Annotated in this window: 20 protein-coding genes; 4 read left to right on the top strand and 16 right to left on the bottom strand. The window is 43.4% G+C overall.

What is annotated here, in order from left to right; translation table 11 throughout:
- Window positions 1-199 precede the first annotated feature (199 nt).
- From psb34 to AACX33_RS14255, 4 genes are all read right to left on the bottom strand, one after another.
- Window positions 200-379: a photosystem II assembly protein Psb34 gene (gene psb34, locus AACX33_RS14270; RefSeq protein ID WP_193998841.1), complete on the bottom strand. Its 180-nt coding sequence runs from the start codon at window positions 377-379 to the stop codon at window positions 200-202.
- Window positions 380-551: 172 nt separating this feature from the next.
- Window positions 552-2,516, bottom strand: coding sequence for a glycine oxidase ThiO (gene thiO, locus AACX33_RS14265; protein ID WP_193998840.1), 1,965 nt, complete (start codon window positions 2,514-2,516; stop codon window positions 552-554).
- A gap of 83 nt (window positions 2,517-2,599) precedes the next feature.
- Window positions 2,600-2,992, bottom strand: a complete 393-nt coding sequence (locus AACX33_RS14260; protein WP_193998839.1) for a hypothetical protein — start codon at window positions 2,990-2,992, stop codon at window positions 2,600-2,602.
- A gap of 24 nt (window positions 2,993-3,016) precedes the next feature.
- Window positions 3,017-3,355 (bottom strand): 2Fe-2S iron-sulfur cluster-binding protein, encoded by a 339-nt coding sequence (locus AACX33_RS14255; protein ID WP_193998838.1) that lies wholly within the window; start codon window positions 3,353-3,355, stop codon window positions 3,017-3,019.
- Between the two features lie 75 nt (window positions 3,356-3,430).
- On the opposite strand from AACX33_RS14255, the gene cimA reads away from it, so the two are divergent.
- Complete coding sequence (gene cimA / locus AACX33_RS14250; RefSeq protein WP_193998837.1) at window positions 3,431-5,137, top strand: citramalate synthase; 1,707 nt, start codon at window positions 3,431-3,433, stop codon at window positions 5,135-5,137.
- A gap of 20 nt (window positions 5,138-5,157) precedes the next feature.
- Here the strand turns inward: cimA and AACX33_RS14245 are convergent, their stop codons facing one another.
- Entirely contained in the window at window positions 5,158-5,391 is a 234-nt protein-coding gene (locus AACX33_RS14245; protein WP_193998836.1) for a hypothetical protein, read from the bottom strand.
- Between the two features lie 164 nt (window positions 5,392-5,555).
- On the opposite strand from AACX33_RS14245, the gene AACX33_RS14240 reads away from it, so the two are divergent.
- Window positions 5,556-7,703 carry an NAD(P)/FAD-dependent oxidoreductase gene (locus tag AACX33_RS14240; RefSeq protein ID WP_193998835.1) on the top strand — a complete coding sequence of 716 codons (2,148 nt, stop codon included), beginning with the start codon at window positions 5,556-5,558 and terminating at the stop codon, window positions 7,701-7,703.
- Between the two features lie 53 nt (window positions 7,704-7,756).
- Here the strand turns inward: AACX33_RS14240 and AACX33_RS14235 are convergent, their stop codons facing one another.
- The 4 genes from AACX33_RS14235 to AACX33_RS14220 form a co-directional block, all read right to left on the bottom strand.
- Complete coding sequence (locus AACX33_RS14235) at window positions 7,757-9,244, bottom strand: hypothetical protein (protein ID WP_193998834.1); 1,488 nt, start codon at window positions 9,242-9,244, stop codon at window positions 7,757-7,759.
- Between the two features lie 433 nt (window positions 9,245-9,677).
- Window positions 9,678-11,171, bottom strand: a complete 1,494-nt coding sequence (locus AACX33_RS14230) for a hypothetical protein (protein WP_193998833.1) — start codon at window positions 11,169-11,171, stop codon at window positions 9,678-9,680.
- A 45-nt stretch (window positions 11,172-11,216) separates the two neighbouring features.
- Complete coding sequence (locus AACX33_RS14225; RefSeq protein ID WP_193998832.1) at window positions 11,217-11,987, bottom strand: TIGR03943 family putative permease subunit; 771 nt, start codon at window positions 11,985-11,987, stop codon at window positions 11,217-11,219.
- Window positions 11,988-12,061: 74 nt separating this feature from the next.
- A complete protein-coding gene (locus AACX33_RS14220) occupies window positions 12,062-13,111 on the bottom strand; it encodes a permease (RefSeq protein ID WP_193998831.1) in 1,050 nt (349 codons plus the stop codon).
- Between the two features lie 543 nt (window positions 13,112-13,654).
- On the opposite strand from AACX33_RS14220, the gene AACX33_RS14215 reads away from it, so the two are divergent.
- Complete coding sequence (locus AACX33_RS14215) at window positions 13,655-15,013, top strand: sensor histidine kinase (RefSeq protein ID WP_193998830.1); 1,359 nt, start codon at window positions 13,655-13,657, stop codon at window positions 15,011-15,013.
- A 156-nt stretch (window positions 15,014-15,169) separates the two neighbouring features.
- Here AACX33_RS14215 and AACX33_RS14210 read toward each other — a convergent pair whose 3' ends face one another.
- The 3 genes from AACX33_RS14210 to AACX33_RS14200 all read right to left on the bottom strand — a co-directional run bounded on the left by AACX33_RS14210 (window position 15,170) and on the right by AACX33_RS14200 (window position 18,490).
- On the bottom strand, window positions 15,170-15,775 hold the full coding sequence (locus AACX33_RS14210) for a hypothetical protein (protein WP_227788687.1): 606 nt from the start codon (window positions 15,773-15,775) through the stop codon (window positions 15,170-15,172).
- Window positions 15,776-15,972: 197 nt separating this feature from the next.
- Window positions 15,973-16,782: a hypothetical protein gene (locus tag AACX33_RS14205; RefSeq protein WP_193998829.1), complete on the bottom strand. Its 810-nt coding sequence runs from the start codon at window positions 16,780-16,782 to the stop codon at window positions 15,973-15,975.
- Between the two features lie 220 nt (window positions 16,783-17,002).
- The gene (locus AACX33_RS14200) at window positions 17,003-18,490 is read right to left on the bottom strand and encodes a glycosyl hydrolase family 57 (RefSeq protein WP_193998828.1); all 1,488 of its coding nucleotides are present in this window, start codon (window positions 18,488-18,490) and stop codon (window positions 17,003-17,005) included.
- A gap of 49 nt (window positions 18,491-18,539) precedes the next feature.
- On the opposite strand from AACX33_RS14200, the gene AACX33_RS14195 reads away from it, so the two are divergent.
- Window positions 18,540-18,836, top strand: a complete 297-nt coding sequence (locus AACX33_RS14195; RefSeq protein WP_193998827.1) for a hypothetical protein — start codon at window positions 18,540-18,542, stop codon at window positions 18,834-18,836.
- Between the two features lie 49 nt (window positions 18,837-18,885).
- Here AACX33_RS14195 and AACX33_RS14190 read toward each other — a convergent pair whose 3' ends face one another.
- From AACX33_RS14190 to AACX33_RS14175, 4 genes are all read right to left on the bottom strand, one after another.
- Entirely contained in the window at window positions 18,886-19,737 is an 852-nt protein-coding gene (locus AACX33_RS14190; RefSeq protein WP_193998826.1) for an SDR family NAD(P)-dependent oxidoreductase, read from the bottom strand.
- Window positions 19,738-20,869: 1,132 nt separating this feature from the next.
- Complete coding sequence (locus tag AACX33_RS14185; RefSeq protein ID WP_193998825.1) at window positions 20,870-21,355, bottom strand: plasmid segregation centromere-binding protein ParR; 486 nt, start codon at window positions 21,353-21,355, stop codon at window positions 20,870-20,872.
- Between the two features lie 5 nt (window positions 21,356-21,360).
- Window positions 21,361-22,509, bottom strand: a complete 1,149-nt coding sequence (locus AACX33_RS14180; RefSeq protein ID WP_193998824.1) for a ParM/StbA family protein — start codon at window positions 22,507-22,509, stop codon at window positions 21,361-21,363.
- Window positions 22,510-22,761: 252 nt separating this feature from the next.
- Complete coding sequence (locus AACX33_RS14175) at window positions 22,762-23,376, bottom strand: DedA family protein (RefSeq protein WP_193998823.1); 615 nt, start codon at window positions 23,374-23,376, stop codon at window positions 22,762-22,764.
- Between the last annotated feature and the right edge of the window lie 18 nt (window positions 23,377-23,394).

Genomic DNA, 23,394 nt, shown 5'->3' with positions numbered 1-23,394 from the left:
GACAGCAGACAGACCAAAATTAAATTATGACTGTTGATCTGCTCAGGATGCATCAAGTTTTTCAGATTCGGAAAAATAAAAAGTATTGATTTATACTTAAATTTCCTATATGATTCTAACAAAAAAATAAAAAACAAGGCTCCTGCTAATCTAGAAACCTTGAACACAAAGATTTACAATTTATAAAAAAATTTGATTCTCAACCGACATGAGAAACAGAGAAGGCAACAACAATTAACCCAGTCACCAAAAGTGCGCCAGCGAGTCCTAAGAAAATATAGGTACGCTTTTGGTCGTTTGTCGGAGGTTCTGCTTGGTAAACCTTGGGTTCACGGGCAAAATTGTTCACAAGACCGCCTTCTTCTTTTGTATAGGGCATGAATTAATTCCTGATTATCTTCTTTTATTCGTTTTATGTTACATAAACGCTATATTCTGCTTTCATACTTAGAGACAAATCTTTACGTTGGGGAGTAGAAATTTTAGATTTTAGATTTTAGCTTGCAATCCAAAATCCAAAATCCAAAATCCAAAATTGATTGCCCGATTAGCTAATTATTAATTGTTCCAGTCAGGGGTGAACTGGCACTAGCGTAGGTTTTCAGGGGCATTCTGCCAGCCAGGTAAGCGAGACGACCGGCTACGGCTGCTAAATTCATGGCTTGGGCCATGACTGGGGGGTTTTGGGAAAGGGCGATCGCACTATTAATTAATAAGGCATCTGCACCTAATTCCATCGCCTGGGCAGCTTCTGATGGTGAACCAATTCCGGCATCTACCACAACTGGGATACTGGCATTTTCAATGATAATTTGAATATTGGCAGTTGTTTTCAGCCCTTGTCCCGAACCAATGGGCGACGCTAAGGGCATGACTGTAGCACAGCCCACATCTTCTAGGCGCTTGGCTAACATCGGGTCGGCATTGATATAGGGTAGGACAGCAAAACCTTCTTTGACTAGCTGTTCGGCGGCTTGCAGCGTACCAATAGGATCGGGAAGTAAATATTTCGGATCAGGTATGACTTCTAATTTCACAAAATTGTTATCTTCCTGTCCCAATAGTTTCGCCATTTCTCGCCCCAAACGAGCCACGCGAATCGCCTCTTCTGCGGTTTCACAGCCGGCTGTATTGGGCAACATCCAGATTTTTGTCCAATCCAAGGCTTCAGCTAAACCTTCATGTCCTGCGGCTTTAGTTTGTACCCGTCTGACTGCGACAGTGACAATTTGGCAACCACTAGCAACAATACTTTGCTGCATTTCTTTAATACTGCGATATTTGCCCGTTCCGGTCATTAAACGGGATTGAAAAGTTTTACCCGCAATCACCAATGGTGAATCTATAGAAACGGGATTGATTGCGTCTGCAATGGCGAGATTTCCCTGAGAGAAGTTGGCAGAGTGGGTGAGCATAGAAGTTGAGGTAGATGGCTGGGTATGGAAGCGCGAATAGTGGAAATTAGACAACATGGGATCAGATTTTTGTTCCCAGATCAAATCGGCAATTAATGCGGCGGTGATCGGCGCAAGTAATATGCCATTGCGATAATGACCTGTAGCCAAAGTTAAATTTTCACAGTGGCTAGTGCCTAAAATCGGTAACTCATCGGGTGTGGCTGGGCGAAATCCCCACCAGAATTCTTGAATGGGATAATCCTGTAATTGGGGATATAGGCGAATGGCTTGTTGGAGTAAAGTTTGAATACCTGCGGGCGTGTTGCGGGGTGTAAAGCCGACATCTTCGCTTGTAGCCCCAATAATGATAGAACGGTTTCGCCTGGGTACGATGTAAATATGATCTCCGAATAAAACTCGTGTCAGGGGCAATTCTGGGATAAATTCTGGGACTTGCACCCTCAGCATCTGTCCTTTGCGAGGACGTACAGGTAATGGTAATAATTCAGACGACCATGCACCTGTGGCTAAAACATAATGTGCCGCCCGAATGATTCCTGTGTTGGTTTGTACGCCAACGATTTTTCCCTGTTGCTGTAAAAATGCTTCTACTTTTACCTGGTCTTGGAACTGCACACCAAGAGACTCAGCAGCTGTCCACAGGACATTGGCTAAGGCACGATTATCAACTTGTGCGTCTTCAGGATACCACCAGCCACCAACGACTTCAGAGCCTAATCCTGGCTGATATTGATGAATTGCTGCTTGATTTAGCCAGTCCGGAGAGTGGGCAGTGGGGGCAGATTCTCCTTTCTCCTCTTGTCGTTGATAAACTGGTGCTAATATTCCACAAGGCCAGTAACCAGTATTTAAACCAGTCAAATCTTCGAGTTTGTGCGTCCAGTCTGGATATAAGGCACGCGATCGCCTACACAAAGAACCCATTACTTGATTGGGGATATTTTCCGCATCTGGTGCTAACATCCCGGCGGCGGCGTGGGTAGAAGCAGCCTGAAAATTACGGCAAAGCACGGTGACCGTAGCCCCGCGCAATTTCAATTCAACGGCGATCGCCAAGCCAATCACACCGCCACCAATAATTAAAACGTCACTAGTCATTAGTCATTAGTCATTGATCATTAGCTATTTACCATTAGTACATAACTAACAACTCATAACTCGTCACTAATGACTATCCAGCTTTACCACAAAGCCCGAATTGGTGATCTACCCTGATTTGTTGTACTGCTTGATGACGTGTCTGACTCCAAGTCTGTACTTGTGCTACCTGATGTAGACCCAGGGGTTGAGTCAGAGTCATTATTCTGAGCCACGCTGCTTCTGTTGTCAGGAGAAGAAAAACTATCCTGGGCAACGCGACCTCTATTTTCAGAGGCTGTATCGTTACTTGTACTCCTGCTACCAGAGGAGCTATTAACCTTAATATTAGCTGGGAGGACTTTGGATGTTCTGCCATCAGGAGCATCATTACTAGCACTTTCTTGTCCACCCATCGGAAAGTTGATCCCTAGCAATGTACCCATTAAAATTGCCAAGCCTCCGGCCATGAGAATTAGTGGAGTCCATCTACCCATCTTAATATTTTCTCCTTTTTTAACCTAACCTTCTGGTGTCCATAGGATTTGAGAACTTTGTCCCCAAAATCCCGCGAATTTTGTGATTTTTACATCCCCCAGTACCTCAGTTTGACAAGCTAAACGCAGTTCTGTTGTAGGAGAATGGGGAGGAAGCGAACGTCTAGCTCGATCTCGCCAATTTGCGGCAGACACCTCACCTTCTACCTTGACTGCACAGGTTCCACAACTGCCAATTCCTCGACAGTTGATTAATTTAGCACCGCCATTGTAGAGGTCAATACCATTGTGCTGCAAAATTTCCCGTAAATTAGCTCCGCGATCGCATTCAATTGTCTTACCTTGAGCTAGTACCTTGGGCATAGTTTAATTACCAAACTAGCTTTTTGTTGTATATTGGCACATCGCCTTACTTGTTGTCTCGCAAGTCTCAGTTTTATGACCATACACCCCTCACCTCAACTTTGGCTTTATGACACCACACTACGGGATGGCACTCAGCGCGAAGGGTTATCAGTTTCTATAGAAGATAAGTTACGTATTGCCCGCAGACTCGACCAACTGGGAGTTCCCTTCATTGAAGGTGGTTGGCCTGGTGCCAATCCCAAGGATGTTCAGTTCTTCTGGCAACTGCAAGAATATCCGCTCAAACAAGCAGAAATAGTCGCTTTTTGTTCCACACGCCGCCCTCACACCACTGCGGAAACTGAGCCAATGCTGCAAGCGATTCTGACTGCGGGGACTCGTTGGGTGACAGTTTTTGGCAAATCTTGGGATTTACACGTTACAGCCGGACTCAAGACGACTTTAGCAGAAAATCTGGCCATGATTCGCGATACGATCGAGTATCTTTGTTCTCAAGGGCGACGGGTGATTTATGATGCTGAACACTGGTTTGATGGTTACAAGCACAATCGAGATTATGCTTTACAGACATTAGAAGTGGCGATCGCATCTGGTGCAGAATGGCTAGTCCTCTGTGATACAAATGGTGGTACTTTACCCCACGAAGTCAGTCAAATCGTCTCCTCAGTCATTGATCATGTCTCATTAGTCAATAGTCAGCAACCAATCCCCCAAATTGGTATTCACACTCATAATGATTCAGAAACAGCAGTAGCCAATGCCCTAGCAGCCGTGATGGCAGGGGCAAAAATGGTACAAGGTACAATTAATGGCTACGGTGAACGGTGTGGGAATGCTAACCTTTGTTCATTAATCCCCAATCTACAACTGAAGCTTGGTTATAGCTGTATTGCAGAACACCAGCTAAATCAACTTACAGAAGTTAGTCGCTTCGTCAGTGAAGTGGTAAACCTCTCCCCCGACGAACACGCGCCCTTTGTGGGACGTTCAGCTTTTGCACATAAAGGTGGTATCCATGTTTCAGCAGTAGAACGAAATCCCCTCACTTACGAACACATTCAACCAGAACAAGTCGGTAACCTTCGCCGCATCGTCATTTCCGAACAATCTGGACTGAGTAATGTTTTAGCCAAAGCCCGGACTTTTGGTATTGAACTAGACAAAGACAAACCAGCCGCCCGACAAATTCTGCAACGTCTCAAAGAATTAGAAAGTGAAGGATATCAATTTGAAGCCGCAGAGGCGAGTTTTGCACTGTTGATGTACGAAGCTTTGGGTGGTCGTCAGCAGTTCTTTGAAGTCAAAGGTTTCCAAGTACATTGTGATTTAGTGGAAGGTAAAGAAACTAACAATGCCCTCGCCACGGTAAAAATCGGGGTGAATGGCAAAAATATTCTGGAAGCAGCCGAAGGAAATGGACCCGTTGCCGCTTTAGATGCCGCCTTACGCAAAGCTTTGGTCAACTTTTATCCCCAAATTGCCACCTTTGAGTTGACCGATTACAAAGTGCGGATTCTCAACGGACATACAGGGACAGCAGCAAAAACTCGTGTATTAGTAGAATCAGGTACTGGTTCTCAACGCTGGACGACTGTAGGAGTTTCCTCCAACATTTTGGCAGCTTCCTATCAAGCTGTGGTAGAGGGCTTGGAATATGGTTTGTTGTTACATTCGCAGCAGGGAGAAGAGGCAGGGGAGCAGGGAGCAGGGAGCAGGGGGGGAGAAGAGGCAGGGGAGCAGGGAGCAGGGAGCAGGGGGGAGAAGACGGTAACTTCCTAATGACCAATGACCAATGACTATCAAGAAAACTGTTCCCAGGATTGGGTAACTAATTGACTCAGCCAACGCCGTTGTTGCTGATTGAGCATGGGGTCATCAGCTAGTAGTTGCGCGGTTAATTCCTCTAAGGATTGTCCCTGAGACCGCACAAGTTTGATGACTCCGGCGATGGCTGAGGCGACTAATTCTTCGTCAACCGGCTGTTGTCGCAGAGCAAAAATTTCCTGGGGACTGTCTGGGATGGGATAATTCATGGAGTAGGCTTAATAAAATACAAAATGAACAATAAACTTTGACAAACTATTAAAAATTCTTTACTCAATCTTTATTGATCCAATAGGGCGGAGTCTAGCTTAGTTTCTGCCTTTATAAAATCTGTCTGAGTGAATAGATTGATCGGAGATGTCAGCAAAAAATCATGAAAGAAATACTTTATTTAGAAGTTCCCACACCAGAAATTGCCATTGTACTTAATTGGCTGCAAGTTGAATTTGACGCAGGAACCGGGGAAAAGTTACTCACCCCAGATGGCTTTCGCCTGACAATACCAACAAAAACTACAAAGGCTGAGGCGACGATTACCGAAAATTTACCGAAGGAACTTTCTGTATTCGTCTGGTCTGTGCAGCGAAGTACTTATCTAAAAGTGTTTCGTTGGGCAGATCAGCCTGTTTCACAAGAAGCACAAATCCTGCAACGTCTGAGTCAGGAAATCAGAAAGCAATTTCCCCATAAATACCCGGAACCTCCCGTCATTGATTCCCAAAAATCGATTTTTGACGAACTAGCACCGTATTACCCCCTGACTGTTAAATATTTTCAGCAAATGCCCAATGGGGAATATGACCTGAATCGTGCTTACTGGTGGGAGCAAAGATGGCGCGAAGGAGTACGGAATCCTCGACAGCCCCGTCAAGTAATTTTTTCGCCCAGCAAAGGATTTGGGGAAGGTGAGGAAGAAGGTAATATTCCATCCTCCTCATCTCCTATCTATGACCTGATCTACATCGGCGGCGCTTTAGGGGTAATTCATGCCGCTGTCATGGCTAGATTGGGATATAAAGTGCTGCTAGTGGAACGTTTGCCCTTTGGACGGATGAATCGAGAATGGAATATTTCTCGTGATGAACTTCAAAGCTTAATTAACCTGGGTTTGTTCACAGATGCTGAGTTAGAAACTCTGATTGTTCGGGAATACAAAGACGGATTCAATAAATTTTTTGATGGCAACAATCCGGTCAAATTGCGATCGCCTATTCTACATACACCCACGGTCTTAAATATCGCCTTGGACTCGGAAAAATGTCTGCGAATGTGCGGGCAAAAACTCCGAGATGCTGGCGGTGACATCTGGGATGAAACAGAGTTTATCCGTGCCGATATTGACGAATCACAAGTGGCGATTACAGTCAAGCATTTACCTAGTAAAAATCAGCAGCGCGTCACTGGGCGACTATTAATTGATGCTATGGGAACAGCTTCCCCTGTGGCTTGGCAATTAAATGGTGGTCGTGCTTTTGATAGTGTATGCCCAACGGTGGGAGCTGTGATTGAGGGGGGATTTGAGCCAGGGGTTTGGGATTCCCAGTATGGAGATGTGCTGTACAGTCACGGAGATATTTCCAGGGGAAGGCAGTTGATTTGGGAATTATTTCCCGGATTTGGTGAAGAACTGACAGTTTATTTGTTTCATTACCACGAAGTCAATGCCTCAAATCCTGGTTCTTTGCTGGAAATGTATGAGGACTTTTTCGCTATTTTGCCAGAGTATCGGCGCTGTGATCTAGATAAACTGGTGTGGAAAAAGCCGACATTTGGCTATATACCAGGACATTTTAGTGTCGGAAGTAGCGATCGCACCATTGCCTTTGATCGATTGATTGCCATTGGTGATGCTGCATCCCTCCAGTCTCCCCTGGTGTTCACGGGTTTTGGTTCCCTGATTCGCAACTTAGACCGTTTAACCACACTTTTAGATACAGCCCTGAAGCATGACTTGCTGAGTTTCCGCCATTTAAATAGAATTCGCGCCTACCAAAGCAACGTTTCTGTAACGTGGCTATTTTCTAAAGGAATGATGGTTCCCACTGGGAAATTTTTACCACCCCAACGGATTAACTCCATGCTGAATACCTTCTTTGGGTTGTTAGCAGATGAACCACCAGAGGTAGCAGATAATTTCATCAAAGACAGGTGTGATTGGTTAACTTTTAACCGCCTCGCACTAAAAGCAGCTCGCAAAAATCCTGCCCTGCTGTTATGGATTTGGCAACTGGCTGGATTCAGGGATTTAGTCCGGTGGCTGGGGAATTATTTGAATTTTGGTCTTCATTCCTTCGTCAGTGCTTTACTGAGTGGATGGTTCCCGCCCTTGTTGGTGCGGAGTCAATCTTGGCTAGAACCCCGCTATCCGGCTTTGTGGTTGCGGCTGTTGGTGATTAAATACGCGATCGCTGCTGGTAAAGTACGATCTGATAAAAGCCCTCCAGGCATCCCAGAAACAGCGCTGGCGCGATCGCCAAATCATTCTGCACAAGTCAATCCAGAAGCGAAAATCCTGAATTAGTTGCGGGATTTCCCCAAAATTGTCGGGTGGGTTAGCGACTGCTTAACCCACCATTACTGAGGATGATCATATTGATTATTTATGCGGAAATTCGGTAGTTCTACAGATGACAAAGACTTGCGCCCTTTAGGTGGACGTTGGGGATAAACCACCGGTGAGGGCGATTGAGTATCGTTGGCGTAGTCCCCAGGATCATTTGCCGTCAAATCAGCCTGATGCAATTGTGACTTTTCTGACCAATAATTTTCCAATGCTTCCATAGATGAGCTATCAACAGTCGTCTCGCTCAAAGCCAAAGTAGACGCATCTGGTGAATCATTTACAGATGAAGGTGGGGAATCTTCCTCTCCAACCAGGATTTGAAATTCCGCTTCTGGTAAAGATTCTGATTGCTGATCCTGTGCCAAAGTTGTACCCCAAGTTTCCCCGACAGGTGCTGGAGTTTGATTGTTGTCTACATGAATTTCCGCCGGGGGTGGCGATGTAGATGCCGGATCATTAGTAAAAAACATTTGGATCAGACTATCCAATTGATCATCTAGCTTTGATGACCCCAAAGATGAAATAGTTTCTGATGTCGTGGGAGCATCGTCTATTTCTGACACTGCTTGTGGTGCGGGTGTTTCTGAGTGAACTGCCAATTTCTCAGGGGATGATGACATCGGCTCAGAATGATCACTGCTGCATGGGGGCGATGTTAAAGATTGATTCCAAGGAGAATCCAATTGATCGCCATTGGATTCTGATTCTGACCAAGGTCTAATGGGCTGGACATTAGGAAACAAAGACCGAGCCTTTCGGGAAAATCTGGTTTGGTGGCTGGCTGTATCCTCTGAAGAATCATTTTGTCCGGGTGTCTCTAGACATTTTTCCAGAGCTGCTTTGAATTGTAGAGTCTGGCGTTGTTGTCGCATGAGCCGACTACGTAGCTCTCGACAAGTATTTTCTGATTGCGATGCCTGGTGAGACTGTTCGTTATAGTTAGTTTGTAGGAGCGCACATTCTCGCTCTAACTTAGCCAGGCGCTGTTGGCTAATTTGTAGTTGTGCTTTATAAGTTTCAATAAGGCTTTCTTGGCGTTGAACAGTTTGTACAGATGTTTCTAACTCTTGGAATAGAGATTGAATCTGTTCTTGGGCTGCGGCCAGTTCTTTAGTTTGTTGGTTAAGCATGGACTCGGCGACACTAGAACGCCTTTTCTGCCACTGCAAAGCCTTTTCTGATTCAGCTAAGTCATCTTTGAGATGCTCCACCTCCTCATACAACTGATTGTTTGCCGCACGCAATTCTTCATTTAATGCTAGTAACTTTTTAAATTCAAGATCAATAAGTATTTGTTGTTCGCTATTCGGCTCCACAACCCAGTCTGACTGAGTTTTATCCTGCTGGGAATCAGGAGTTTGTCTCTCTGGCTGGGCTTCAGCCGCAGGTTGGAGGAGCGGCAATTGTGTATTTACCATGTTGTCAGGAGGCACAATTGAGTAAAATGGACAGCTTGGCGGCTCAGATTGTAGCGAATTATCAGAATTTAGGGATTTCATCTTTTTTCTGCGAGATACCCCGACTTGCTTGACTACGGAACACTGCCGCAAACGCTGGAGTCGGGGAGGGATAGCAGGTCAAACTTAATGAATTGATGCCATTAAATTTGACAATTTCCGAGTTGATAGCACTTGACCCACTCACTTAACAAATGTCCAGTATTGCTGATCAATTACGTCAGATCAGGGTTTACTGTAGAAGCTAAGTTAGACTGTTCGCAACTTTGAGTGATTAGTCATGAGTCAATGCTCACATTTTTGTCTTGATATCTGATGCCGTTATAACATTAAGAGCTTATCTGCCGTCAACCTTCGGAATCAAGGCGGATTATCGTGCAAATACTACCAATATACAGGGTTTCTTACAGATGCAGAGACAGGGTATTAACCTGCTTGACTTTTATTAACATTTATGATGGCGATATCTAATTGCTCACGGCAACCAACGAGGATGAAATCCCACTAAAGGTAGTTTTTCTGGTCTGATTGTAGTGTTGGCAGCATCATCAATGGGTAACAAAGGCATTAACCACAGGCTACTAGTAGCGATCGCCTCTCCATCTTCGGTCTTGAGGACGTTGGCAGATAAGGATACGGGATCTAGTTGTGGCATCACTTGATCAAAGAGCAAGCCCAAACCATCCGGTGCTAAACTCATTTGCACATTCCTCTGTTCAATTGGTAGTAATAACAGTGGTTTTTGTTCTCCCGTTTTCAGGTCAATTGCCACTAAATAAGGCTGTTCTACATATTCTTCATCAGATATCAGCTGTGTCAGCAAACAGTAGAGGGTAGGTGAAGCGGGATCAAATTGGCAGTTGAGAATAGAGCCTGTGGTTTTTAACAGGGGTTTCTGAATCCCTTGGTTGGTGACCAAAAACAAATCTCTGGTGTAATCAGTATTAAATTTTACCATTGCTGCTTGAGAACCGTCTTTGGAGAAAGACTGCACTAAGCCAAATTGGGGGAGAAAATCCAGAGGTTTGCTGGCATCAGTTTGTAGTGGTAGAATCGCCGCTCCTTGACCTTGGGCAACTGCTACGGCTTTACTATCGGGAGTGATCATAAAATCTCCCCCTGGTTGGCTTTCTAGGCGCTGGGGGGTGGGTCTTTCTCTGGTATTGCTCGTGGTGGGCATAAACCATAACCCAAAATCGCTAGGGTTCTTTCTGTTTCCTCGCTGCACAACAATTGTTTTACCATCAGGCGATAAGTCAAACTTCAAGTTTTGATATTGCTGATTATCTAAAACCAAGTCAACTCTACCTGCTGGTTCTGCTGGGGTTTCCGGTTGTGTGGAAATGCCTGTGGTGACAGTGTATAGCTGCGCGGAGAGTAGGTCTTGATTGTTGGAAGTGCGAGCCGAAAATAAAATCTTTGCCCCATCGGGAAATGGCTTAAAGTCCATGACAACCAGGTCTTTGGGGGTAATTATATTTTTTGTCTCTTTGGTTAAATTGTAGAGAACTAACTGCCCTTGATTTTCTGGATCGGCTCCTATGTACATAATCACGCGATCGCGGGAGCTAAAATTACCGACAAAGGGCTGGAGGACTCGATTTTTCCCTTTTTTTTCCGCAAACCGATCTTTTGCGTCTTGCAACCGCACTTCATAATTTGTCCCATAGGGGGCTGGTGTCAGCAGTGTATAAACCATCCGCCGCCCTGCCCAACTGATTTTACCTGCTAGAGGTGGCTCGATGCTCAAGTTTTTCTCTACACTTTTGATGTCCATTGGGCGACTAAAGTTGAGCGTAAAGGAAATATCGTCTGCGCCAATTTGTTGATTTTCCCAGGTAAATTCCCGGACACGAGCTGCCACCACATCACCTTGAAATATCATAAATCCAATCAGCAGAGTCAGTAGCAGCATCAGTGCGATCGCCACGCGATCTAGTGGTTGGATCAATGTCTTGGATGTAGCCATTTTTCAGTTATCAGTGATGAGTTTTCAGTTGTCAGTTATTAATTACTAATAACTATAAGGATTACGGGGTTGGGGAATTTCTTTGATCGCAGTAGCCGCAATGGTCAGATTGCGTTTACCTGCTAAAGTTTCTGTGATCATTTTTCCTTCTACTTCCAGCCAAGTGTCGGGAGGATAGCGTTTTTGATTTTCTGGGAGTTTGACTGGCAATCCTACAGGATAAGCATCTGCTGCACAACAAGTCAGCACAAATCGCGCCAGAAAAACATAATCTTCTCCAATATCTGGTGGATGAATCACAAATCCTTGAACTTTGGCATCTTGACCTGTATATGAGTCTGGTTCTGGGTAGACGTTAAGAGTGCGCGCCCAATCCACAAGTGAGCGCTCCTCTGGGCGAGTCGAAGGACGAAAGGATTGGGGTTGAGCGCGTCCGGTGGATAATAAATCAGTCACACCCAGCTGCATAGCAGTATCACTCGCAAAAACGCGGGGTGTAATCATTAAACCCAAAATCGCCACAAATAATAACAAGGCGCTACCCCAGCCAGGGGGAAATAAATTCATATGCTGAAGGTTAGATGTATCAACCCGGCGACGACGTAGCCGCCAAATTTCGCGCATCTTCAACACACCAATGATCACAAAGGCAATACCACATCCAATCACCAATCCAAAGAAATTGGGATGAATCAACAAATATAATTTGCCTGATACCCAGTATTGCAACATCAGAATGCCCCAACTTGTCACTGCTAAGGCATCAATCCAGGGGAATAAGATATTTTGCCGGGGAATTGTAGTTTTTCTAGCCATTGGTAAAAATAAATTAGTCAGTAGTAAATGCCGAAGAATAAATCATTTACTGACAACTTAATAAAGCACAAACTTTAAAGCACATACAAGTTTATGAATAGGGAGAACAAAAAGGTCAACTGTGCGGCCAAAGCAAATAAATAAAATATAGTCTTGGCATTAAAGACGGTTAACATCAATCCAATACTTTTGATGTCAACCATTGGGCCAAATACTAAAAATGCTAACAGGGAACCACTACTAAAAGCCGAGGCAAATGACAGGGCAAAGAATGAATCCACCGTGGAACAGACTGATACAACTACGGCTAAGATCAGCATGACGACTATTGAAGTAATGTGTCCCGCACCCAAACTGAGGATTAATTCACGGGGAGCAAATACTTGCACAGAAGCTGCGATCGCACTACCTAAAATCATTACGCCGCCCAACTCTCGCAATTCCTGGATGACATTATCCAAAACCAGGCGTAGTTTATCCGCAACAGATTTACTAGGGCTGGCAGCTGGGGTCGCCGCCTGTAATAAATTAGGATCTAAGCGCTGAGTTAGTCCCGGTTTTCCTCCTAAAATATAAGTCCCGGATTTCAATACACTCGGTACTGTTGCTTTTGCTGCGTCACCTCGACCACGGCGTTTAGTTTCTGGCTGGGCTGGTGGGTTGAATTTGAGATAACGGGCGATCGCAGGTTGGACTAGAGGCGTTACATCTTTCTGAAAACTGAAAACAATGCCAATAATTACGGCAATTAACAGCGAAAATACCACTCGTAAAACTACTATTTCTGGCTGGTCTCGAAAGGCTAGCCAAGTTGCCCAAATGACAATGGGGTTAATCGTTGGTGCTGCGAGCAAAAAACCAATCGCCACGGGTGTGGGTACTCCCTGCATTAGCAATCGCCTTGCTACCGGGACATTACCGCACTCACACACCGGAAACATAAAGCCGATTAGACTACCTGCTAAAGCACCCAATACCGGATTTTTGGGCATTCTGGTGACTAATTGGCGCTCATCGATAAAAATCAGCAGCACACTGGAGAATAAAACCCCAAATAGCAAAAACGGCATCGCCTCGACTAGCAAACTCAGAAATATAGTGAAACCATTGTTCAGTTGATTCATGGGTATGGCAGTCAAAAGCGGTTTAATGTTTTTAGGTTATGCCTAGCCATTCTATCGGAATGGGGATCAAAAGTATCTATGGGTAACTCACGCTTATTTAAACAGGATATTAGTCTTTTCTTTCTAGTTACGCTTAAGCGATAATCGCCGCGGGCCAGTTCTGCATCGCTATGTTTAATTATGTGCATTTACCTAAGCTGACTGATTGTCAGATTGTCCCATGAGGGAAATGGTTCCGGGTTTGGGGCAATAAGCCTCTAGCTGCATGATGTTTGCTCACTTGATGTTTATACTTACTGTAAACTAGTGAGTCAGGATGTAATCTTCCCCTAAATTTCATAAAGTGTTCATAGTGTTTAAACATTCCGCGATAGGGCTAGGGCTGACTTGTCAGTTCACTGATGATTGCTAAATTCTGTAATTTTGGCAAACTCTGCTACGATTCATCCCATGTCATGAATGATGACGCTGTTTCTTTTGTCCGCTATCTCCCAATTGAGCCGAGACGAGCAAGGAATAAAATATTAGCTTATTACAAACCCAGTGTCACAAGAATTTAATCACCTCATCTCGCCGCCAGTGTTCTCTTGTGGTAGCGATCGCGATCTGTGTTTAGACTCAGTAATCCAAGAACTGCCAATATACAACTTTCAGGTAGAAATTAGTTGTAGTGCGGCTGAAGTTGCTGATTATTTGGAAAAATATCCACTGCTACCCGGAGCAATCTTACTAGAACAGGGACAATTCATGGGGATGATTTCACGGCGACGACTGCTGGAATTTCTGATTCGCCCTCATGGACAAGAGTTATTTACCCAAGCAACATTGGGTGTCCTTTACAGTTATGCACGTACAGCGATTGTGCTGCTAGCGGGGACAACACCGATTTTAACAGCGATACAACATACTCTCAGGCGATCGCCTGAACTTTTAGCAGAACCAATCGTCATCGAAACAGCAGATCATACCTACCACTTATTAGATATACATGACTTAAACATCGCTGCTTGGCAAATTCAGGGAATCAAAACTCAGATGCGCTATGAACGTAGCCAAGCCCAAATGATTCAAAATGACAAAATGGCACGTCTAGGGCGCTTGGTAGATGGAGTAGCACACGAAATTCTCGATCCAGTTAGTTTTATCTGGGGTAATTTAACTTACATTTCTAAATACACTCAAGATTTGCTCAAACTCATCGCTGAATATGATCAAGAATCACCTCAAATTTCTGCCCAAATTAACCATCTTAAAGAAGAAATAGAATTTGAATTTTTAGAAGAAGATTTATCAAAAGTTGTAAAGAGTATTCGCACAGGATCAGAAAGGTTAAAAAAACTGGTCACCGGCTTACAAAATTTTTGTTATATCGATGAAATTCATCCCAAACCAGCAGACTTACACGCCTGTATAGATAGTATTGTCCTACTGATTCAGAGTCGATTAAAAGGAGAATTTGAAATAATTAAAAATTACGGTCAATTGCCACCAATTTACTGTTTTATGGGGCAGTTAAATCAAGTTTTAATGAATATTTTAACCCTAGCTGTAGATGGTTTACTTAATGAATCAATGCGGCAAAAGTTGCGTCAAGAATATACAAACACTCCTACCAACCCACGAATTGAAATTACGACACAAGTCATTTCCTTAGAACCTACCCAAGCAGATGCGCCAGATTCGCGTTGGGTTTCAGTCTGTATTGCTGATAATGGCCCAGGAATGTCTCCAGAATCGCAACAGCAAATTATCGAGTCTTTTTCTTTAGACAAATGGGTTGATCAAGAAACTAGTTTAGCGATGAGTTATCGCATTATCGCAGCAAGGCATGGTGGAAAATTAAATTTTCGTTCGCAATTAGGTATAGGTACTGAATTTGAAATATTATTACCTTTAGTTTGATTAAATATATAAGTAGGTAGGCACGAATATTTATCGCTATGTAAAGACAAATTAAATGTAGGGTGTGTTGTCGCGCAGCGCACCGTCAACAATTCGGCTGCGGCCGATTCACCGCATAACATACCCTACTAGTTCCGCAATTTCTCATCACCAGGGCTAAACTGACTTTTGCTTGTCCACAGGCACTAAAATATATGCAGTCTGGTTACTAGGTTGACTGACGCTCTGACTACCAGAGGATTTAACATCTGGAACGGCACTTTTAGCTATGTTGACTGTCCCTTGAATAGTGTCGCTTATTCCTTGATTTGCGCCCTTAACAATCTCTACAGTATTTTCCACAGTATCGGTAACATCTACTGCCGTACCTTTGACATTTACCATAGTATCTTTGACAGTATCGTTAACATCTACTGCTGTACCCTTAACAGCATCACTCACATCTTTGACAGTCTCATTAACTCCCTGAGATACCGTCTTGATTGCATCCCCTACGCCTTTGACTGTTTGATTAAAATTATGAGTTGTCGCCTTAACTACCTCACCTAAATTTTTCACAGTTTCGTTAACTCTTTGGGCTGTACCTCTCATAGCTAAAGCCCCAGCTAATGCGCCCAAGGTAGCACCCATAAAAGTTCCAAATACTATTTTAGAGAACTCATTACTTGACTCTGGAGTTACTTTATTAATATCAGCTTGATTTGTATAGACATCTTTATTGTCTTCAAGCGGATTTGAAAACTGCTGATTTCCATTCATCATCAATACCTCTTGATTGATTTTCCGGGTCAGGATTTGAGGTTTGAAATTTCAATGTATTTCTTTCATTCTGGACGGGGGTATCATCGCGCCCCTGAGATGCTAATATCTTGCACCTAGCCCTGGCGTGCAATTTCCAGTCGCCTGGTGCAAGATGTCACTAATTCCAGATAAATATTTTCTTGACTGCTAAATTTTGCTTAACTATCAATCCGATTAATCTCTTGTTCAATGGAGCTATCTTCAAAAGGCTCTATGGAAATTTTCTCATTGACAAAAGTTGTTGATTCACCTACATATCCTTCTGTATATTCTGGGGTGGAAATGTAGATCGACTGGGTACTAGTTTCGCGCTGACCCATACCACTATCTTGATTTTGAGTCTGCTGGCTATCTTGGTTACCCCCATTTTGCCAGGGTCTGGTATTCTCTGCTCCTGAATTTGTTTTTTCAGTAGTGTTTTGTACAGCTTGGTTAACATCCTGGGCTGTCTGCTGTACTGCATTCAATGTACTGGCTGCGGTTTGCTTAACTCCCTCAGCAACACCTTGGGCTGTGTCTAATGCATCACCGATATCACCAACAACCGCATGGCTAGCACCTTCTGCAAAACTCTTGGCTACATCTCCTACACCTCTGGCTGTATGTCCAAGACCTTCAGCTATGGTCTTTGATGCGTCTTTGACACCTCTCATGGTGTGGTTAAATCCCTCACCAATTCTTCTCCCAGCCAAAGCCCCAGCTAATGATCCCAAAGTTCCACCAATAAGTCCACCGATCAAAGCTCTACTTAATGCTGGATTCATGCTGCCTTTTTCTCTTTGAGTTTCGGCTTGAGATCCATTTTTTACTGCACTGGAACGGGATTCGCCTGTAGTTGTGCGGTTAGCGTCTTCTGTACTAGATACTCCTCCCATATCCGCCCTTGTTGTACCCACGCAAGATTGTTCTGTAGTGGTACGGTTAACATTTTCACTTTGATTATTCGCAGTCTGCTTAGTCTCAACCATATTAATATTCTCCTGAGATAAAAACGATTAAGTTAATCTTGGTGTGTTGTTATCTAAGGTCAATTTAGCGATTTTAGATGAAATCTTAACCGTTCTCAAGGCAGACATATGAGACTATACAGTCTATCTGTAGTTGATTTAATTGTAATGTTTAGTTGTAGCTACAAACACAAACTAATCCAAGTTTAAAAATGGCGATATATCCTCTAATTTACAATTTTTAGCGAGAGTCGGATAGGGTTTTCAGCAAGTTTTCGCCCCTTTGGTAAATATTACGTGCATGGTCAGTCCAGGAACCTTGTCCCCAGTAACGAAAACAACTCGTTTGCAGCAACAAATTATGTACTAGAAGATGACGATATTCTGATGAATTAGTTGGGAATCTGTGATCAATATTTTGATGAAATAAACTGCTTAATTCATACATGGGAGAGATGACATTTTCATATCCTTTTACCCAACTAATATGATTCGTCCAGGAGGCTCCATCCATGTGAAAGTTGGGATTAATTTGTTTTAATTCTTGAATAGCAGTTTCTACAGCTTCAGGTTGGCAGTTTTCAGGTGAAACTCTCTGCCAGATTTGATGTTGTCCTACTGGTTGACAGGTGGGATAGTCTTCGGTTTGACAACCAGCATCTGTGATTAATTCTAAATATTCTGTACCACACACCCCGACAACGCCAGCTTTACCTCCTCCTTGATTTACCATATCTCCCCAAGCTTGTTGGAAAGCATTGGGAAATTCATTCATCATGACTCCACCATTTTCACCATCCCCAATTTGACTGACAATCGGTGGAATTAAAACATTTCCTACTTGTTGTTTATCTAAGGTTTTGGCTTCATAGTAAGGTTGCATCTGAGCGACTAATTTAGTATCTGAACCTTGGGTTTTAATCAGGGCTGTAATACTAATTGTTTCGCCTTGGGAGTTACGAGCAATTAACCGATGTGGTAAGTGTTTGTGAGTCAGAGATTGACCGCTAATTGTTTCTACGGAATGTTCTTGTACAAGTAACCAGCGATAGCCGCATTCTTTCAGAGCTTTGATAAATGCAAATAAGGTGTCAGGATGATTTGGGAGGTGCATTTCTGGGGGAGAAAATCCTTTGACTCTCGCTAGTGCTGACCAACCAAAAATTGCGGCAAAATGATGTTGCCAGGCGACGATATGCAATTTAATATCGGCTATGGGTGTGGATGGAATGACTGCATGACCCCACATTGTCCCCAGCCATTCTACATAAGGTTGATAGGTGGGATCGCAGGTGATCCGTTTGAGATTATCTAAGATATCGTTGCGTCCCATTTGTCTGAGTCCCCACAAGAGATTCCCAGAGTAATCCAACATCACACGGGGATTGCAACCTTGATTGACGAGTTCGGGGATCAAGTCTCCCATGCGGCTGTAACAATGGGCGAAAGGTGCGGCGTTATGGTTATCTCCTTCGTGGGTATGTTCAAACATATATTGCAGATTGCTGATTAATCCACCATCATGTCCCGCAGGTATTGTGGGCTGGTGCATATGTAAGGCGATCGCAAATACAGCTTTTACATCCTCTAAGCGGATATTTGTGGAGGGTAAAAATACAGGTGCATCATGGTTAACTACAGAAAGCACCTCTGTTTCCCAACCGCAAATATTTGGTAAGTCATCGATGATTTCGGGCAAAGTAGGAAGCGTTGTAGGTAATGTCAGCATTTATGCTTGCTCCGAAATAAGTTAAATCTATTCATTTTGCACCGATTACATGAATACTCCCAGCCATGCAATTCTCAATTTGGTCATTTTTAATCAACAACTACGAGATCAAGCAAGTCCGGCGATTCTCATCGGTGCAGTCTTACCAGATATTCCCATCTTTATGTTCTACTTGGTGATGAAGTTTGTTTACCGTCTGCCAGAAAAGCAGATTTGGTCAGATGTGTATGATCAACCTTTTTGGCAAAATATTGGCTCTACGTTAACAAACTGGGGTAAGGGAATGCTAATTGCGGTCAATGTGTTCTACCTGGTGGGTTATTACCGTTTTTATCTGAAAAGTTAAAGAAATTGACCGCAGGATAAAATTATTAAATTTTAGGGGGAGAGAAAATTCAGGTTCTTGACCATAACAAATCGCTAAAACGATAAATTTTGGTCATAAAACTGCGTTTGGCGGTAAGCTGTGGTTTTGTCACAGTTGGCGGAGTGGCGATTTGCAAAATTATCTCTAGTAGCCAAGGGGCTAAACGCTGACACCAAACTGCTAAATGACTTTGCCAACCAACTAAAATTTCTGGTGCATCTTTTTGCAATCCAGAGACGAGTACCTCCGCGACTTCTTCGGGGTTCATGGGGATCACCCAGCGAAATAATTTTAAGTCACGCGCCATATCTGTGTCTGTCAGAGTGGGTAATAAGGCAATCACCCGGATGTTGTGTTCGGCGAGTTCTCGACGCAAGGCTTGGGTAAAGCCGATGATGGCAAACTTGGTAGCTGAGTAAGTCGCCATTGTCGGTGCTGCTACTTTCCCCATCAAACTGGAGACATTGACGATTGTTCCTTCCTTTTGGCTGACCATGCGTCGGGCGATGAGGCTGGTGAGGTTGTACATTCCCAATAAGTTGACTGAGAGTTCTTCTTGCACTTGGGGTAGTTTGGTTTGCAAAAAGGACGTTTGATAGGCTACGCCTGCACAATTAACCAGCAGATGAATGGGGCCATAGTTGCGCCACAATTGCGCTACAGCTATGTTGACTTCAATTGTCTGAGTTAAATCAATGGACAAGATTGTGGTTTCTACGCCCATGGACTCAATTTGGTGAGCCACTTCAGTGAGCTTTTGGCGATCGCGTGCTACCAAAATCAGCCGCTTGATCCCTCGTTGCGCTAATGCAAATGCGATCGCCTTACCAATACCACGAGAAGCCCCAGTAATCAGAGCAACTTTGCCTTGAATATTCATCGGTTTTAACCTCCAAAATTGGTGTCTTACCCTACTCTTCGTGATTGCCGACAGAAACAATCAAAGCTACTCGCTTGCTTGCACAAGGTAAGACAAATAATTCAGTCGTTATTGAAATCAAAAGATAAATAAGCCTTTGGCAACGAAATATTCCTGGGTAATCTGCATTGTTTAATCAAGACATTTCTGCCTTGTTTTCCAGATCAAAAATCAACACTACACACAATTGGCTGAATGGATATAGCTCATAGGTTTCATCTCTCCTAAATTCAGAGCGTTCACCAGCATCGTTACCAATACACACGTTAACAATTAAATCAATTGATTGCAATATTCTTTAATAAGTATTTCTTAACATTTCTTAACTTAAAGTATAAATATTAAAATTATTGCCTAGTAGGACTTACACAATAACTCCCTGAAACTGTGATTCCTCCGTGAATTTTGCGCCCTATTTGAGTCCTAGACAGATAAGTTTTTATGAATACTTGGGGAAGATTATTTCCATTTCCTGACAATTCAAAAGTCTCGGATACTTATTGATTAAACTACGCGACTTTTTGCCCTAGCAGTCACAAAAAAAGACACAAGTAAGTGGGCGTAAATAAAGTTAACTGGTGGGGGTCGTCATTGGTCATTGGTAAGGGTTTTATGGGTGTTTACGAGTCGTAATATAGTTTGGTTTTTCCGAGTCCTATCTACATATACCAAGTTGGCTGATAGTTGCAATAGCAGAAAATCTCTAAAATGGGGCTAAATTCATACTTGGTTTCAGCAACGCCAATTTTTCAGTAGTGCTGTTAGCGGAGGCATAGGGTATGGTTACATCACGCAAGCTATCACCGCAATCATCGATTCTTAGTGATATTTTTGTTATGGGAACGGGACAGGGCGCTGAGGACATGAAAAAATTCCCCAACCAATTCACAGCAAGCATTTCACTTTTGACTTTTGACTTTAGCTATACCTCGCCCCTACTTCCTCCGATCGCACTTTTTTGGCAAATTTTATATACTGATTCTTCAGGATATTTACGTAATTTTAATTCTCAAAAATATTAATAATCCTTAATAGTAAAAACTATTAAGGATTGCTAAAAGGAGCGAATAATGCTCACAAACCTAATTCTTTCTTAAAAATCATCAAGAAACTGACTTAGGCGGCTGATGACGGGATCAACCTCTTCCGGAGGGTTATCAGTATAAGTAGTATTAGTTACTTCTTGTACTGGTGCTGATGGAGTTGCAGGCTGAATAACTGGCCGCTCAGTCACCATAATTGCCAAATCCGCCATTTGTTGCGTAAGTTGCAAAATATGGCTTTCTATCGACTCCAAACGCCGAGATTCATTCGCAAAAAAACGTTCCTCTAGGTCAGCCACTTGACGTTGCAACTGATCGATTTTGGTTTCAACCGAATCTGTTGTTACTGTTTTTGGACTAGGTTTTACAGTTTCCGGTACACATAAAGATTGCCATAGGGCTTCTTTACAGATGTCGCTAAAAGTTTTGTCAGGTAGTTGCTCCAAATAGTTTTCCACAACTGCTAACAAGCTTTCATCAGCAACTTCTGGGTTAAACGTGACCGATTTAACTACCTTTTTTGACCATTGGAACATCAGTTTTAAGCCCTAGCAGCTCGAACGGCGGACAATTGCGCCTCTCCATAAATATACTGCCCCAAAGCGTTAGCCTGGCGGGAAGGTGCAGCTAAATGGGCATTAATTTGGGCTTCTTTAAGTAAACGTTGAACGTCTTCCCAGAAGAATTCACCACCGCCCCCAGTGATAATCACATCAGTAACCCGCTCTGGCAACCAGGCTAACACACGACTACAAATGTCTCGCGAAAACATTTCTATGAGGTTGGGGAGAAAATCATCAAGGTTGGTGGGCTTACTTGCACCTTTAGGACGATATAAGCGTTCACCTTTGGGTTTGTTGACCGCAGAAATCAGTGCTAAAGATTGACTATCAGCGCCCTCTATTTCGGCAGCTACCATGTCATAGAACTTGTTCATGCCAAAGTCTTCACTTTGAGAAGCACCACGGGCAAAACGGAAGTTATCTACCATCAAAAGATCAATGGTTTGATGACCAATATCGACAACTGCCACCGAGATTTTTGTGAAATCGGGGACGTTACTACTTGTCTTAGGTTGAGCTTCCGACCAGAGAAGACTGCCATAACCTTCTGGCATCACCCAAACTTTGGTAATATTCAGCGAAATAGATTCGCCGCGGAAGTTGAACACATGAGGCCCACTTACCTGGCTGGTCAAGGCGGCTTTTTCCTTTTCAAATTGTTCTAAAGAAAGGAAAGGAAGACCCATGATCACGGAGATTTCATCTTTGAGTTTGAAGTAGCCAGCAGTAGCCAAAACTTTGATTAGTGCATCCTCTACTTTTGATTGTCCGACTCCTAAATTCGCCCCAAAGTCTGCTGCTATCTGACCAACAGCATAGCCATTACCTTGATATTCCAGCCATAAATCCATGAGAGGGTCAGTAGCTCTGGCTTCAAAAACGCCACCTTTGACCTGTTCTATGGACATTTTTTTGACGTTGGCAGGTACGAACACTACATTGGCTGGTTCGCGGCTGATACAAGTTTTGGTAGAAGTTCTGCCTAAATCCACACTGAGAATGGTTTTGCCTCCCAGATTTGGCCGATTGGCTCCAGGATTAGCATTCATTGGAGTAGACGCTGACATCCTATTGAGAGGTATGGCGGCGGCATTCATTGGGGTAGCGGCGGAAGGTTGATCTGTCATGAAAACTCCTAATCCTTACTTAACTTTAAAAATTTATCATGCTCAACTGACAAACATTTGAGATACCAAAAATTATAGGCTCCGTCAAGTGTAGCTAGAAATACGCCAAATGTTTAGTTTAGGCGATATTTTTTTGGTGCGATCGCTACGGGAACTATAGACTTATCCCAGGCTTATTCAGCATTATTTGGCATAATTTAGGCGAATCTTGAGCATATGTAACTCTCAAGTCCAACTTAAAGTGGCTGTTTCTTAGCTTCTGGTATTTTTTCGCTGACGTTTGACTAACCAGCCCACAAATGCCAGCAGCAGAATCCCGATCACGATTTTAGATACAGGTGCGAGGTACTTTTCCACTAGTTCATACTGACTACCCAACGCGTATCCGGAGTATGTTAGCAAACCGACCCAGACAGCACTACCCAGAGTTGTATAAAATAAGAATGGTAGCAAGTGCATATTGCTGATCCCTGCGGGAACAGAAACCAAAGTGCGAATTCCCGGTACAAGGCGACCGATGAATACTGCTCTATTACCTTGCTTGTCAAACCATTTCTTTGCCTTAGTGATATCCTCGCTAGATATCGTCAACCACTTGCCGTACTTGTCGGCTAAAGTTATTAAACGCTGTTCACTCAAAAACTTACCTGGATAGTACCAGACAAGTGCGCCCACTACAGAACCTAAAAGTCCGGCAAAAAATACGCCAAAGATATTCAGATTATCTGGGGTTGTCCTGGCGGTAAATCCTGCCAGTGGCATAATCAATTCTGAAGGAATGGGCGGAAACAGGTTTTCTACGAACATCAGTAGAGCGATTCCCCAATAGCCCAAAGAGTTAATCGTATTAATTATTGATTCGAGCATCAAATTTCTTCCTGAAAT

The sequence above is a fragment of the Nodularia sp. LEGE 04288 genome (assembly GCF_963896525.1).
GTDB lineage: Bacteria > Cyanobacteriota > Cyanobacteriia > Cyanobacteriales > Nostocaceae > Nodularia.
This window is presented reverse-complemented; position numbering and strand designations above follow the sequence as displayed.